The organism is Chitinophaga niabensis, from assembly GCF_900129465.1.
GTDB lineage: Bacteria > Bacteroidota > Bacteroidia > Chitinophagales > Chitinophagaceae > Chitinophaga > Chitinophaga niabensis.
In genome coordinates this window covers 2,654,574-2,668,512 of record NZ_FSRA01000002.1, presented here as the reverse complement: position 1 = coordinate 2,668,512, position 13,939 = coordinate 2,654,574, and the positions used below count along the sequence as shown (strand labels likewise).

Here is a 13,939-nt window from a genome sequence, read left to right as displayed (position 1 = left end):
GCAACATTTCCGGTTTATCAAAGTATGCCTGTCAGTCGTTCTGTTAATGGCTGCAGCGGAGGCAGTTCATTCTCTGGTTTATCCAGGTAGAAATAAGCGGTGGCAGAATAATTATCCACCCTGTAAAAGTTCACCCATTCATCCGCCGGGAATTTATCATCATTGATATCGGGGAAAGCGGGTTCTTCCAATAGCTTGATCAATCCTTTTGCCGTCATCACCGAGATCGGTTTTACTTTACCGCCAGCCTTAGCAATTCCCCTGATCAGGTCCCTTCCTGCTCCACCCATTTGCTGGATGGTGATCTTACAATCCGTGTTAAAGTATATCGGATCAGGGATGTGATAGCGGTAGAAAGCAAATTGTTTCTTTGCTTTGTCAACGATCGGTGCGCCCTGGTATAAGTGCGAAAAAGCGCCTAAGTTCCAGGCAGAGCCTATGTAGTCTTCCGTACCGGTACCTGCCAGTGTGGGATATTCTTTATCGCCATCCAGGTATGCTTTCACTTCTCCTTCACCAAACCAGGTATCTCCATAAATTTTATCGGCGATAATGCTCAGGTTAGTACCTAAGAAGCGGCCCTTCCCTTTTATGCGTGGCAGTATTTCAAAGTCTTCTCCCAGTTTGCTGCTATTCGCATTTGTACTCCACCATGCATGGAAATAAGCAATTTCTTTCGGATGCTTCTTCAGGCGTGTAAGGTTTATATCATAGAACAACAGCTGGTTAACTTTTGATGCATTCACCAGTACGATCTTTGCATGCTTTTTAAAAGGCATGGGAATATTACAGTTGAAAGACTTGCCTTCAGGATCTGAGAACAACGCACTCTGAAAAGCTGTTCTGCGGCCTAAGCCAATTCCAAAGAAATCCCCCAGCGGCACAGATACCGCAGGTTTGGTGGCACCGTCCCAATACATTTCTATATACATGGAACGCAGTGCTGCCGGGCTTCTGTCTATGATGGTCAGCCAGATGCGGTTGATCACACCGGCACCCTCATAGTCCATCATTACTTTACTTTCACCTGCTTTCAGCCATTCAGAAGCATGCCCTTTTGCTCCCTTGTTTTCCATGCCGCCTTTTCCTTTGGCACCGGTAATGTTCTCTAAACTGATCCAACGGCTTTCAGCGCCGGCTGGCAGATCGTATAATTCCTGTGCCTGTACTATCCCGCAAAAAAGGAGCAACAGGAGCGTACCGTACAATGTTCTTATCATCCGAAAAATAATTTATCAATTCTACCAGCCGGGGTTTTGCACCAGGTTCGGGTTCTTTTCAATTTCCCGCTGCTGGATCGGCCATAAGTAATGTTTCTTCTGAAAAACCCTTTTTTCTATTGCTGTTCTTTTATAAAATGCATCGCTGGCTATGGTATATCCTGAGGTCAACACATCGAGGCCGTAGATGTTTTTGTTATCAATGCCTTCTGCGGTTAGCCAGCGGTGTGTATCAAAATAACGATGTGTTTCAAAAGCCAGTTCTATCCTGCGTTCGTGGCGGATCCTTTCTCTCATGTCCCCCTGCGACAATCCTGATGGTAAACCAGGCAGGCCGCTGCGTTCCCTGATCAGGTTCAGGTATTTATAAACATCCGCAACAGGGCCTTGTGCTTCATTCAGTGCCTCCGCATAATTCAGGTATTGTTCACCCAGCCTGAAGAAGATCCAAACCCTTGGAGGGTCTGCCTTGGGTTGCATCACAAAAGCCGGCTGTGTAAGTTTCTTCAGAAGATACCCCGTTCTGCTGAAATTTTCACCACTTGCAACGGGGCGGCCATCCAGACCTCCTTTCCAAAACTGCAATGGCGTAGTTCTGCTTTGCGGAGGTGTTGTTTTATATTTTGCGCCGGTAAAATTGATGCTTGCATAAAAACGTGGTTCCCTGTCTACATACATCGTGCGTGTACCGGCATAATAATAATTAGTTGCTGTAGCAGCCTGTGCGTTTTCACTATATCCTGAAGCCGGGTTAATAATGGGCGTCATATCTGCATTATATCCAAGAATGGGACGCAGGCCATTCGCCATCTCATAATCATCTACAATATCCTGGGAAGGTGTTTGCAATGGCCAGAAGGCACCCGGCATACCTCTTGGCTCGCTGTATGCATCAATATTATTATAGCCGGGATCATTGCTGGTAAAAAATACCTCGTCATTAAAGTTAACATAAAATACTTCCTGATAGTTCTTTACAGGATCGTTGGTAGCAGATTTGTATAGTTTAAATCCTGCGGATTCCGCCAGATCTATACAGGCTTTTGCAGCTGTAGCAGCGGTTTGCCACCTGGCAGGTTGTGCATCCGGAAATAAGCGCATCCCTTCTTTATCTTTCAGGGCTGCATACTCTGGGTTACCATTCCACAAGGGACTGGCCATATACAAAAGCACTCTTGCTTTCAGGGCTGCTGCGGCTGCCTTCGACGGCCTGCCATAATCATTCTCTGCTGTGATCCTCGGCTGTAATAATGCAGCCGCTTTATCACATTCACTCACAATAAAATCAACACATTTATCAATAGGCTGGCGCCTCGTAGCTTTGAAGTCATTGTCCAGCGGAATGGTTTTGTCTACGATCGGCGCCGGTCCATATACCCTGATCAGGCAGAAGTGATAGAAAGCCCGTAGAAAAAGCGCTTCCCCTTTCCAATGGCTGATCCGTTCAGCAGTGGCCAGTTCTGAAGGTTGCAGCTTGTCGATGTTCTCCAGGAAGATGTTCGCTTTTCTGATAGCGATGTAACATTGTGACCAGATATCCTGTGTGTAAGTAGTGGGATTCCAGTTGCCTGTATTCATCACCTGTGCGAAGTTGTTTTCGTAACTCAGCTCCATTTCATCGGATGCTGCTGTAAACGGATTATTGGGCGGATTACCTGCTCCCGGATTATCCACAAAAGCGATCTCCTTTGGCAGATGCCAGTAAATATTGGCCAGGTATTGCTCTGCAAAAGCAGGGTTGGTAAATACCTTATCAACCGTCAGATCTTCATCCGGTGTTTTATTCAGGTAGTCCTTCATACAGGACGGTGTTATTAAAAGCAGCGTAATGAGCACCAGCGTTATAATAGATTTCATAATAGCTTGTTTTGAAAGGCTAAAAATTAACTTCTAATCCAAAATTGAAGTTCTGTGTAACAGGGTAGTTACCCGTTCCAAAATTGGATTCAGGATCGATCACTTTTATATGATCCCAGGTAGCCAGGTTGGTACCCTGCACAAACACCCTGATGCTTTTAAGCGTGGCTTTGTGTGTGATGTTCACAGGGATCGTATATCCTATCTCCGCATTCTTGATCCGCAGGTAATCGCCACTGCGCTGCCAGAGGGTGGAACCAATATAGTTATTGGTACTACCGGCCCTTACAGCAGGGAATTCAGCATTTGAATTATCAGCCCCTGCAACCCAGCGTTTATCATATACCTGCTGCATTACATTATAACTTCCGATCGTTCCCGAGAAAGCCCAGGCCGTCCAGCCTTGTGTGAAGAAGAAATCCCTTCTGGCTGCGCCGGTGAAAAAGATCGTTGCATCAAAACCTTTCCATCCTGCTGTGGCACCAAAGCCAAACATGATCTGCGGTTCTGAACCATAACTGCCAATGATCACACGGTCTGCATCATTGATCCTGCCATCTTTGTTGATATCTTCATATTTAATATCTCCCGGGCGGATGATGGATTGAAGGTCTGTTTGAGTAGGACTGTTATCTATATCCCGCTGGTCCTGAAAGAAACCCAATGCCCTGTAACCCAGGTTGGATCCAATGGCGCTTCCTCTAAGGTCCTGGTAGGGGTACAAAGCTTTGGGCGCATCGTTCTCAATGATCACATTCTTAGCATAGGTGAAGGTGCCGTTGAAAGAATAATAGAAACCGCTTTTGGTAGTGTTCCTGATCTGGATACTTCCATCTATTCCTTTATTAGTAGAGATACCTACGTTGCCATAAGGAATAGATCCGGAAGGGTAACCGGTATAGATCGGGAAGATCTTCCGTTCCAGCAACTGGCCTTCCCTGCGTTCATGGAATACATCTGCAGTAAGCGTCACTTTGCCCTGGAACAATTCAAGATCAAGCCCCACATCTGATTTGTAAGCTGTTTCCCAGGTCACATTCTCGTTGCCGATGCGGGCTTCACTTTTACCACCGGGATTAATATTCTGGTTCAGGCCGAATGTATAACCACCGGCAGATTTATTATAGGTTGAAAGGAAAAGGAACCTTGCTCCCCCGATCCTGTCGTTGCCCACTACGCCGTAGTTACCTCTTATTTTCAATGTGCTCACCACATTCTTGTTCCAGAAGTTTTCATTGGAGATCAACCAGCCAACACCCACTGAAGGGAACAATCCATATTGTCTGCCTTTAGGGAAATTCTCCGATCCGTTATACCCCGCGCTCACTTCAAAGAGGTAACGGAAATCGTAATTGTAAGTAAAGCGGCCTACCAACCCCTGGCGGCGTTCAGGTAAGTTAGCGATGGAACTGGTGGTGTTCACATTCACGTACTCCCTTCTTTCCGCAGCTAATAACCCGGTTACATTATGGTTTCCAAAAGAGCGGTCGTAATTAGCAGAAACCTGCCCATAGATGGTCCTGTAAGTTTCGTTCAGGTTATAGAAACCCAGTGCAGATTCTGATGCAATGGGTCTGTATGATTCAACACCGGTAACAGGGTCCTTTGTATAAAAGAAAGTAGCCGGGCTTTTCTGCCTTACGTTCTGTGTAATATCCACCACATCAAAAGCAGTGAGGCCCCGTACAGACAATCCCGGCGTTACAGACGAGAGGTCCCATTTAACACCCAGGTTGCTTACCAGTGTATTGTAGAACTGTTTTGTATAGCCTGTTTGCGTAACAACAGCGTAGGGGTTCAATGCCAGGTCGCCGAATGCACCGGGTTGGCTGCCATTGGGGTTTTTGATAGGGTAAGCATTGGGTGCTGTAAGTTTCAGCGAAGTGAAAATACCGCCGGCATCACGACCGGGGAAATTAGCACCGGATATGATACCAGACAGCCCTAATTCCAGGGTAAGGTTCTTGCGCAGTTTTATATCTACGTTGGATCTGAAGTTATATCGTTTAAGAGCAGCGTTTGTTTTGTAGGCATTTGCGGGATCTTCATTATAGATACCTTCCTGGATAGTATACCCCAGGTTCACATAATATCTCACAGCCTCTGAACCTCCGGATACACCCAGGTTATTCATGAGCTGGCGGGTACGCCTTTTCAACACAACATCGTACCAGTTAACATTGGGGTATAGATAAGGATCAGATCCATCCTTGTACTTTTGCAGTTCCTGCGGAGAATATTTAGGCGGCAGCCCAACATTCGCCAATGCTTCATTATGCAATGATGCATATTCAAAGCCATCGATGTTATCTTCTATACGCATCGGTATCACCGCAGCCATTTCTGAACGCAGGGTGACGGTGGGTTTGCCCACAGTACCTTTGCGGGTAGTGATCAATACCACACCATTGGCTCCCCTGTTACCATATACGGCTGTAGCGGAAGCATCTTTTAATACAGAAAAGCTTTCAATTTCCTGGATGTTCATGGTGGTCCAGTAATCCTGCAATTCACGTTCCGCCCCATCCACAATGATCAGTGGTTTGTTGGTACCACTTTGTGAAACCAGGCCACGGATAAAGATCTTGGCAGCATCATATCCCGGCTCGCCGGAAGTCTGGCGGGTGATCACACCAGCTAGTTTACCACCAATAGCATTGGTAAGGGAGGGTGTGGCCACCTTCTGGATCTCTTTCACGGAAACAGTGGATACCGCACCTACCATGGTGCTTTTCCTTTGCGTTCCGAAACCCACTACCTGTACTTCATTTAATTTCTGGCTTTCTTCATCCGGCAGTAATTTAACGATCACGGTCCTTTGGCTACCCACAAGAATGGTAGTGTTCTTATAGCCAACAAAGCTAACGATCAGGGAATCTTCTTCCCTTTGTACTTCGATCATGAATTTTCCATTCATGTCTGTAGTAACACCTTTTGCGGATCCTTTAATACGTACCGATGATCCGGGTAACACTTCATCCTTTTCATTGGTGACCGTTCCGGAAACAACAAAAGAAAGAGGCGTAATGGTGGCTTTGGTTGAAAGTGGACTGATGCAATAACATAACAGCATCAGCAATAAACATTTTCCGAACAGACGATCGGTAAACATGGAACTTGTAAACAATTGCATAAAGAAATAGGTTTAAAAAGGTTCTGCCTTATTTAACAATTGCGCACGTGTAAGGAATCATACATTCCTTGCCTCTCTTCCGGACATAGATTGATCTGCTGCATAGCTCCAAGGAGCAGCTATGGCTGATTTTGGTCAATAGTGTATCGTTTGACTGACCGGTACCTGGTCAGCCATTCAATTGCTGAGTATTAAATATCAATTTGAATACGTAGTCATATTAATTCAAAAAAAAGGGCACGTCATTTCTTTGCCTTAACTGATTTTCTGATCACAAGGTTCCCTTTTAGTTTCACTACATTCTCCTGGTTTGTTTCTTCTCCCAATAATAGTTTTACGGCATTGTCCACCATTTCATCTATCGGCTGCTTCCAGGTGGTTAAGGAATAGGATGGCCAGTTTGCCATATTGATATCGTCGAATCCAACAACAGAAATGTCTTCGGGTATGCTTAATCCCATTTCCCGGATCGCTTCTATGGCACCAAGGGCCGTAATGTCATTTGCACAGAAGATGCAATCCACCTTTTCTTTCATGGCCACTAAAGCCTGGGCGGCTTTAAACCCGCTCTCATATGTATATATTCCGCTTTCAACGTGTAAGGGAGGAAGCCCTCTTTCTGCCAGCACTTCTTCGAAGCCTTGTTTCCTGTCTATTGTGGTAGAGGTATTGAATGGTCCTGATATAAACGCGATCGACTTATGCCCCATTTCTACAAGATAGGTGGCCAGCTGCCGGCCTGCAAAGTAGTTATCACAGTACACCGCTTTAGACTCAGAGTCTTTGATATAGCGGTTGAACAGTACAACGGTGGTATTATTACGCGATAGTTTTTTGGCTGCGGAAGATGAGAGGATAGCATCGGTGATGATCACTCCTTCTACCTTATAGTCAATCAACAGGTTGATCTCGCTGGCCTGGATCTCATCGTTATCTGAATTGATAAAAATAAGGTGATAGCCTAATGAGGATAACCTGTTATAAAATGCAGAAAGTACCTCAGAGTAAAAAGGATTATGAAAATACTTGATCACAATACCCACCATCTTCGTTTTATTGGTTATCAGGCCCCTGGCGATAGCATTAGGCTGATAATCCAGCTTCTCCGCCACTTCGAGGATCTTTTTCCTCTTCTTGGCAGAAACATTCGTATTTCCGGCAAAAACCCTTGAAACAGTAGACTGGGAAACCCCTGCCATATCTGCTACATCCTGTGATGTATAATTTTTCTTCTCCAATAGAATGTCTTTTCTGAAGGTGGAATAAAAAATGACTACGCATTCATTTCTACAAATATAATAGCCTTTTCGGAAAAAAGAACATAAATCTCAGAAATTCTATTTTTTAGGAAAAGAGTTGCAGGAATTAAAAAAAGACACTAGTTTAGTAGAATAGTATAGTACAGAACAGATGCAGGATATATATGAACAGATACATGAGCTGGAAGGGATACCCGGTATGTCCAAACACGAGCAGCTGGTGCAGGGGATCATCAATACTATTAATGCCAGGTTATTGTCCAGGGGAGATGCCCTGCCTTCCGTGAATAAACTGATCAGCGAACTGGGCTTTGCCCGGGAAACAATTGCCAGGGGATATAAGGAATTAGTAGAAAGAGGTATTGTGACTTCCCGCAACAGGAAAGGTTTTTTTGTAAGCAGCAATGATACAGGCCAGCAACTGAAAGTAGCTTTGCTCCTGTTTGCCTTCGACACCTTCCAGGAAACGTTCTATAAAACCTTCCGCGCTAATATCGGCGAAAACATCCAGCTGGATGTTTTCTTCCATCATAATAATATAGAGGTATTCGAATCCATTGTGTCTACCATTAAAGGGCGGTACGGTATGTATGTTGTAGCACCCATTCCACATCCTAAAACAGCGGAGATCCTGAAAGTGCTGCCAATGGATAAATTCCTGATGATCGACCGGCATGAACCCTTAGAGGCAGACTACTCCTACATTGTACAGGAATTCGGGGAATCATCCTACCAGGTATTCTGCTCTTTAGCAGAAACCATCCGGCGTTATGACGAAATGATCTTCTATTATCGTCCGGCTACGGATACGCCCATAGAAATACTCAAAGCCTTCAAACGCTTTATCAAAGACTGTAAAATAAAGGGCGTGATCAAAACAGCATATCTGCCCGGTACCGTAGCCAAAGGGAAGGTTTATTATACGATCAATAACACAGAGCTATGGTCCATCCTGAAAGATTGTACAGAAAAGGAACTGATACCCGGAAAGGATGTAGGCATACTCTCACATAATGATGATATCGTGAAGGAGATCATTTGTAACGGTATCACCACTTATTCCACGGACTTTGAACTCATGGCAGCGAAAGCTGCAGACTTTGTACTGAGTAGGGAAAAGATTCAGGAAGTATTACCCACTATCCTTATCAGAAGGAAATCATTGTAAAATAAAGTAATGAAAAGGAAACTACTCATCATCGTATTGTCTGTATTCTATCCGGCTGCGCAGCTATTGGCGCAGCAACAGATCGCAATTGAAACAAATCACCTGCAATGGCTATTGCAGGTAAATGAAAAAGGAAAACTGTACCAAAGTTACCTTGGTGAAAAACTATCCACACCGGCAGAAGTAAAAGCCAGCCGGCACCAGGCGTATATAGCAGCTGGTATGAACGACCTTTTTGAACCTGCTATAAGAGTGACCCACAAAGACGGCAATCCTTCTTTAGACCTGGTATTTGCAGGAGTTGAAACAAAAAAAGAAGATGCCAACACCAGTACTACTATTATCACCTTAAAAGATCCCGTATACCCTATCCAGGTAAAGCTGCATCTCACGGCCTATTACCGGGAGAACATCTTTAAAAGCTTTACAGAGATCACACACCAGGAAAAAGGGACCGTCACCCTGCACAACTATGCTTCTGCGATGTTACATTTTGATGCGCCACATTACTGGCTTACACAATTCCATGGCGACTGGGCAGAGGAAATGAAGGTCCAGGAAACAGAATTAACCAGCGGGATCAAGATCCTGGACAGTAAATTAGGTTCCCGTGCGCATATGTACCAGCCACCTTTTTTCTTTCTCTCCTTAGATCAGCCGGCTGATGAAAACAATGGAGAAGTACTGGCAGGTACACTGGCATGGTCAGGTAACTTCCGGTTTGCGTTTGAAGTGGATGAACAGAATGCGCTGCGTATGATAGCCGGCATGAATAATTATGCTGCTGATTATCCTTTACCGGCTGGTAAATCTTTTATTACACCGGCATTTATATTCACCTATTCCACTACGGGTAAAGGAACTGCCAGCCGGAACTTTCATAGCTGGGCAGGTAAATATGGGGTAATGGATGGAGATAGTTCCAGGATGGTATTGCTCAATAACTGGGAAGCCACAGGTTTTGATTTTGATGAACAAAAACTGACCTCCCTCTTTGCCGAAACCCGTAAACTCGGTGCAGACCTCTTTCTGCTGGACGATGGCTGGTTTGCTAATAAATACCCCCGGAATAGTGATCATGCCGGATTGGGCGACTGGGAGGAAAATAAAGCCAAACTGCCACATGGCATTGGTCACCTGGTAAAAGAAGCCACTGCCAACCAGATAAAGTTTGGCATCTGGCTGGAGCCGGAAATGATAAACCCCAGGAGTAAATTGTACGAAGATCATCCGGATTGGGTACTGAAACTACCTAACCGCCCGGAAGATTACTTCCGCAACCAGCTGGTGCTGGACCTTGTAAATCCGGCCGTACAGGATTTTGTATATGATGTGGTAGATAAACTGCTGACAAAAAATCCCGGCATTGCTTATATCAAATGGGATTGCAACCGTATGATGACGAATGCATGGTCTCCCTTCCTGAAAGAACAACAATCTTCTTTATCTATTGCCTACACACAAAGCCTGTATAAAATACTGGAGAAGCTCCGTGTAAAGTATCCGCATCTTCCCATGATGCTTTGCTCCGGCGGTGGCGGCCGGGTGGATTATGGGGCATTACGTTACTTCACGGAATTCTGGCCCAGCGATAATACAGATGGGTTGGAAAGGGTGTTTATGCAGTGGGGATATTCTTACTTCTTCCCTTCCTTTACAATTTCCAGCCATGTTACCTCCTGGGGCAAACAATCCCTGAAGTTCAGAACAGATGTAGCCATGATGGGGCGCCTGGGTTATGATATAGATGTGAACAAGTTCACGGAAGAAGAGTGGCGTTTCAGCCAGGAGGCCATCAAAAACTACAATCGCTTAAAAGATGTGATCGCGCATGGTGCATTATACCGCCTGGTATCTCCTTATAAAGAAAGAAGGGCCGTACTGATGTATGTCAATGATAATAAAACGAAGTCCGTATTATTCGCTTACAATCTTCATACACAATATGGGGAACAATTCCGTAAGGTGCGTTTAAACGGGCTTGATCCACAAAAGAAATATACAGTGAAAGAGATCAACGCGGAAGGAAAGGAATCAGCCTATTCAGGAGACTATCTGATGAAAATAGGTTTACCGGTTTCTTCGGAAAAAGAATTAACCAGCAAGGTATTTGAAATAACAGCCATGTAAAGTTTAACAATATGCATCCCAGGTATCCTTTATCACTTATAATACTGCTTTGTTCATTATTAACAACAAAGGCACAAAATGTAAAGACCATCCCTTTCGGGAAAAACGATCGTATTGCCTACGATCTGCAAAGGGGCATTTATTCTGTATGGATAGGAGGAAAAGAAGTGATAAAGGATGCCTACGCCTTTTATGATGAAACACAACAACCCGATACCGGAAAGGCAACGCGGACCTTTACCGTTTCTCCCATAAAAAACGGGAAACAGTACGTAATTGCGAATGGCAGTCAGAAGCAACAGGTATTCTATGTATACAATGGAACAGACGGGTTCTGCACTGCGCTTATATTAAAGGGTGCAGGTTCCCGTTATATGAGCCCGCTTACAGGCCAAAGGAGCCTTTTTACCAGCGCTGTGGTTGTTCCATTTGATAATGATGCCTGGGTTAAATATAAAGTAGCGGATCTGCAACAACCCTCTTTCACCAGTTCAGAAGTAACGGCGCTGTTTGACAGTGTGAGCAACAGGGGGCTCATCATTGGATCAGTAGAACATAATAACTGGAAGACTGGCATTAAAGCGGAAGGAAATAATATCTCCGTTATAGCCGGTTGGACGGATAGCACAGGTACACGGGACAGGATAAAACATGGCATTGTTACAGAAGGTATCTCTCCAAAGGTCCTGGTATTGCCTGCTGCAGACTGGCGTGCGGGTATGGAACAATATGGCAGTGCCAACCGCTTAGCTGAACCCCGTTACATCCATTCATGGACAGCTGCTAAACCTTTCGGCTGGAATAGCTGGGGAAGTATGCAAACAAAACTATCACTGGCCAAAGCCAAAAAAGTAGTTGATTTCTTCGCAGACTCCTGCAAGGCGTTCCGCAGTAAAGATGGCCAGATCTACATTGACCTGGATTCCTACTGGGATAACATGAAGCAGGAAGAACTTGCCGCATTTGTAAGTTATTGCAAACAGAAAGGATGTAAAGCCGGCATTTACTGGGCACCATTTGTGGATTGGGGAAAACAGGCCAGAACAGTAGAAGGAAGCAATTATAATTATAAAGGAACATGGACGAAAGTAAATGGTGAATACCACGATTTTGATGGCGCCCGTGCCATGGACCCTACCCACCCTGCTACGAAGGAAAGGATCATTTACCGCATCAAACAGTTTAAAGATGCAGGGTTTGAAATGATCAAAATAGACTTTATAGGGCATGCTGCCATTGAAGCGGATTCATTCTATGATCCTTCCGTGCGTACAGGCATGCAGGCTTTCCGGAAGGGCATGGAATTCCTCATAGACCAACTGGAAGGAAAAATGCTGGTATACGCTGCTATCTCACCTAATATGGCTACCGGCAGATATGTACACATGCGCCGTATTGCCTGTGATGCATACAAGAGCATCCAGGAAACAGCCTACACACTCAATGGAACCAGCCTGGGCTGGTGGCAGAATAAAGTATATGATTTCGCGGATGCGGACCATGTGGTATTTGCAGATGAAACACCCGGTGCCAACAGGGCCAGGCTCACATCTTCTATTGTTACCGGAACACTCATCACCGGCGACGATTACTCGGTATACAGTAATGCCTCACCGGCTGCACAACTCCTGCTGCAAAACCCGGACATCCTCAAAGCAGCGCGGCAGGAAGGGATCTTCCGCCCGGTGGACCATCATACGGGGGAAACACCTTCCAGTATCTTTATGAATGATGCTTACCTGGCTATTATAAATTATAATAACCAACCTGCCACGTTTGAAATAGATCTTCGAAAATATAGTAAGGGGAAGGAATTATTCTCCGGAAAAATAACCGGCTTCAAAGGAAAAACAAGTATCACTGTTGACGCAGCAGATGCTGTGATCTACAGGTTATCTAAATAAGCCAGTCTTTCGATCTTTTGCATAATGATCTTTTTATCCGCAGCAGAGCTGGTAAGTTTTAAAGCCTGCTCCAGATATGATTTCGCTTCGCCGTTATCAACACCTGTATAAAGTTCTCCCAGGAGCAGGTGATAGAGATGAAGGTTAGCCAGGTTCAGTTTTTTTGCTTCTGTAATGGCTGCTGCTTTCCCATTTGCTTTTGAGAGGGCATATGTTCTGTTCAGTGCAGCAATGGGTGAATACTCCAGTTGCAATAAGTGATTATACAACTGCAGGATGTTCTCCCACTTTTCTGCTGTATCTGCTTTAATGGTATGCCAATAAGCAATCCCTGCTTCTAAATGGTACTTTGAAAGTTTATCTCCCTCTGATGCAAGATTGAGGAACTGCTCCCCCTGTTCGATCATCTCTCTGTTCCACAGGCTGGCATCCTGCTCATCATATAAAATGATCTCCCCCTGTTGGTCCATTCTTGCCTCAAACCTTGATGACTGAAAGCTCATTAATGAGAACAATGCATTGACGGCTGGTTTATTCGTTTCTTCATTCTCAAGCAGTAAATGTGTTAAGCGCATGGCTTCAAAGCAAAGCTCCTTCCGCAGGGTGATATTATTGCCGGCAGAATAATACCCTTCATTAAAGATCAGGTAAAGCGTTCTGAGTACAGTTTCGAGCCTTTTGTTTATTTCAACTTTACCGGGGAATTCTATTTTTATATGTTCTACCCTGAGCTTATCCTTTGCCCGCAGCAATCTTTTATTGATCGTTTCCTTATTCGTTAAAAAAGCGTCCGCGATCTCTCCGATGCCAAAACCACATAGAATGCGAAGCGCCAGGCCTATCTGTGCCTCTGCCAGGATCGCAGGATGGCAGATAGCAAAGATCATTTGCAACTGGCTGTCCCTGATATTTCCGGCAGACAGATCAATTTCCGGCCACTCCATTCCTTCTGTTGAACGGCTGAGATGCCCGGCAACCCTGTTATGGAAAACAGCCTGGTGTTTGAGGTGATTCTTCGCTTTATTTTTTGCAACGGTATAAAGCCAGGCCACAGGGTTTTCCGGCAGGCCGTTCAAGCCCCATAGCTCTGAAGCAGAGAGAAAGGTATCACTGGCAATATCTTCTGCTATTTCAATATTCTCAAAGCCAAAAAGTTTACATAGCACAGCCGTTATCTTGCTGTATTCGGTCCTGAACAAATGCGGTATCAATTCATCGTTGGCCATAAGATAAAAGCCTTTGTAATCCTGTAAATTACAAAGGCTTTT

8 protein-coding genes are annotated in these 13,939 nt (G+C 44.8%); 3 read left to right on the top strand and 5 right to left on the bottom strand.

The features are described from left to right. Positions 1-17: 17 nt before the first annotated feature. From BUR42_RS28235 to BUR42_RS28220, 4 genes are all read right to left on the bottom strand, one after another. Positions 18-1,220 carry a glycoside hydrolase family 172 protein gene (locus BUR42_RS28235; RefSeq protein WP_074242873.1) on the bottom strand — a complete coding sequence of 401 codons (1,203 nt, stop codon included), beginning with the start codon at positions 1,218-1,220 and terminating at the stop codon, positions 18-20. A gap of 21 nt (positions 1,221-1,241) precedes the next feature. Beyond that, positions 1,242-3,077 carry a RagB/SusD family nutrient uptake outer membrane protein gene (locus tag BUR42_RS28230; protein ID WP_074242872.1) on the bottom strand — a complete coding sequence of 612 codons (1,836 nt, stop codon included), beginning with the start codon at positions 3,075-3,077 and terminating at the stop codon, positions 1,242-1,244. Between the two features lie 19 nt (positions 3,078-3,096). Further along, positions 3,097-6,210 (bottom strand): SusC/RagA family TonB-linked outer membrane protein, encoded by a 3,114-nt coding sequence (locus BUR42_RS28225; RefSeq protein WP_200798380.1) that lies wholly within the window; start codon positions 6,208-6,210, stop codon positions 3,097-3,099. A 242-nt stretch (positions 6,211-6,452) separates the two neighbouring features. Then, positions 6,453-7,448, bottom strand: coding sequence for a LacI family DNA-binding transcriptional regulator (locus BUR42_RS28220; RefSeq protein ID WP_074242871.1), 996 nt, complete (start codon positions 7,446-7,448; stop codon positions 6,453-6,455). A gap of 172 nt (positions 7,449-7,620) precedes the next feature. Between BUR42_RS28220 and BUR42_RS28215 the strand changes: the two genes are divergently transcribed. From BUR42_RS28215 to BUR42_RS28205, 3 genes are read left to right on the top strand one after another with little or no spacing between them, the layout of a single operon-like run. Next, on the top strand, positions 7,621-8,637 hold the full coding sequence (locus tag BUR42_RS28215) for a GntR family transcriptional regulator (RefSeq protein ID WP_074242870.1): 1,017 nt from the start codon (positions 7,621-7,623) through the stop codon (positions 8,635-8,637). A gap of 9 nt (positions 8,638-8,646) precedes the next feature. After that, positions 8,647-10,767 carry an alpha-galactosidase gene (locus BUR42_RS28210; RefSeq protein WP_074242869.1) on the top strand — a complete coding sequence of 707 codons (2,121 nt, stop codon included), beginning with the start codon at positions 8,647-8,649 and terminating at the stop codon, positions 10,765-10,767. An 11-nt stretch (positions 10,768-10,778) separates the two neighbouring features. Next, positions 10,779-12,671 carry an alpha-amylase family protein gene (locus tag BUR42_RS28205; protein WP_084185870.1) on the top strand — a complete coding sequence of 631 codons (1,893 nt, stop codon included), beginning with the start codon at positions 10,779-10,781 and terminating at the stop codon, positions 12,669-12,671. On the opposite strand, the gene BUR42_RS28200 is transcribed toward BUR42_RS28205, so the two are convergent. Then, a complete protein-coding gene (locus BUR42_RS28200) occupies positions 12,653-13,897 on the bottom strand; it encodes an RNA polymerase sigma factor (RefSeq protein ID WP_074242868.1) in 1,245 nt (414 codons plus the stop codon). The genes BUR42_RS28205 and BUR42_RS28200 overlap by 19 nt on opposite strands. Positions 13,898-13,939: the final 42 nt, after the last annotated feature.

Excerpts from the sequence above, each read along its gene's own strand:
- BUR42_RS28235 (WP_074242873.1), bottom strand. The coding sequence starts at position 1,220 with ATGATAAGAACATTGTACGGTACGCTCCTGTTGCTCCTTTTTTGCGGG.
- BUR42_RS28230 (WP_074242872.1), bottom strand. The coding sequence starts at position 3,077 with ATGAAATCTATTATAACGCTGGTGCTCATTACGCTGCTTTTAATAACA.
- BUR42_RS28225 (WP_200798380.1), bottom strand. The coding sequence starts at position 6,210 with ATGCAATTGTTTACAAGTTCCATGTTTACCGATCGTCTGTTCGGAAAA.
- BUR42_RS28215 (WP_074242870.1), top strand. The coding sequence starts at position 7,621 with ATGCAGGATATATATGAACAGATACATGAGCTGGAAGGGATACCCGGT.
- BUR42_RS28210 (WP_074242869.1), top strand. The coding sequence starts at position 8,647 with ATGAAAAGGAAACTACTCATCATCGTATTGTCTGTATTCTATCCGGCT.
- BUR42_RS28205 (WP_084185870.1), top strand. The coding sequence starts at position 10,779 with ATGCATCCCAGGTATCCTTTATCACTTATAATACTGCTTTGTTCATTA.
- BUR42_RS28200 (WP_074242868.1), bottom strand. The coding sequence starts at position 13,897 with ATGGCCAACGATGAATTGATACCGCATTTGTTCAGGACCGAATACAGC.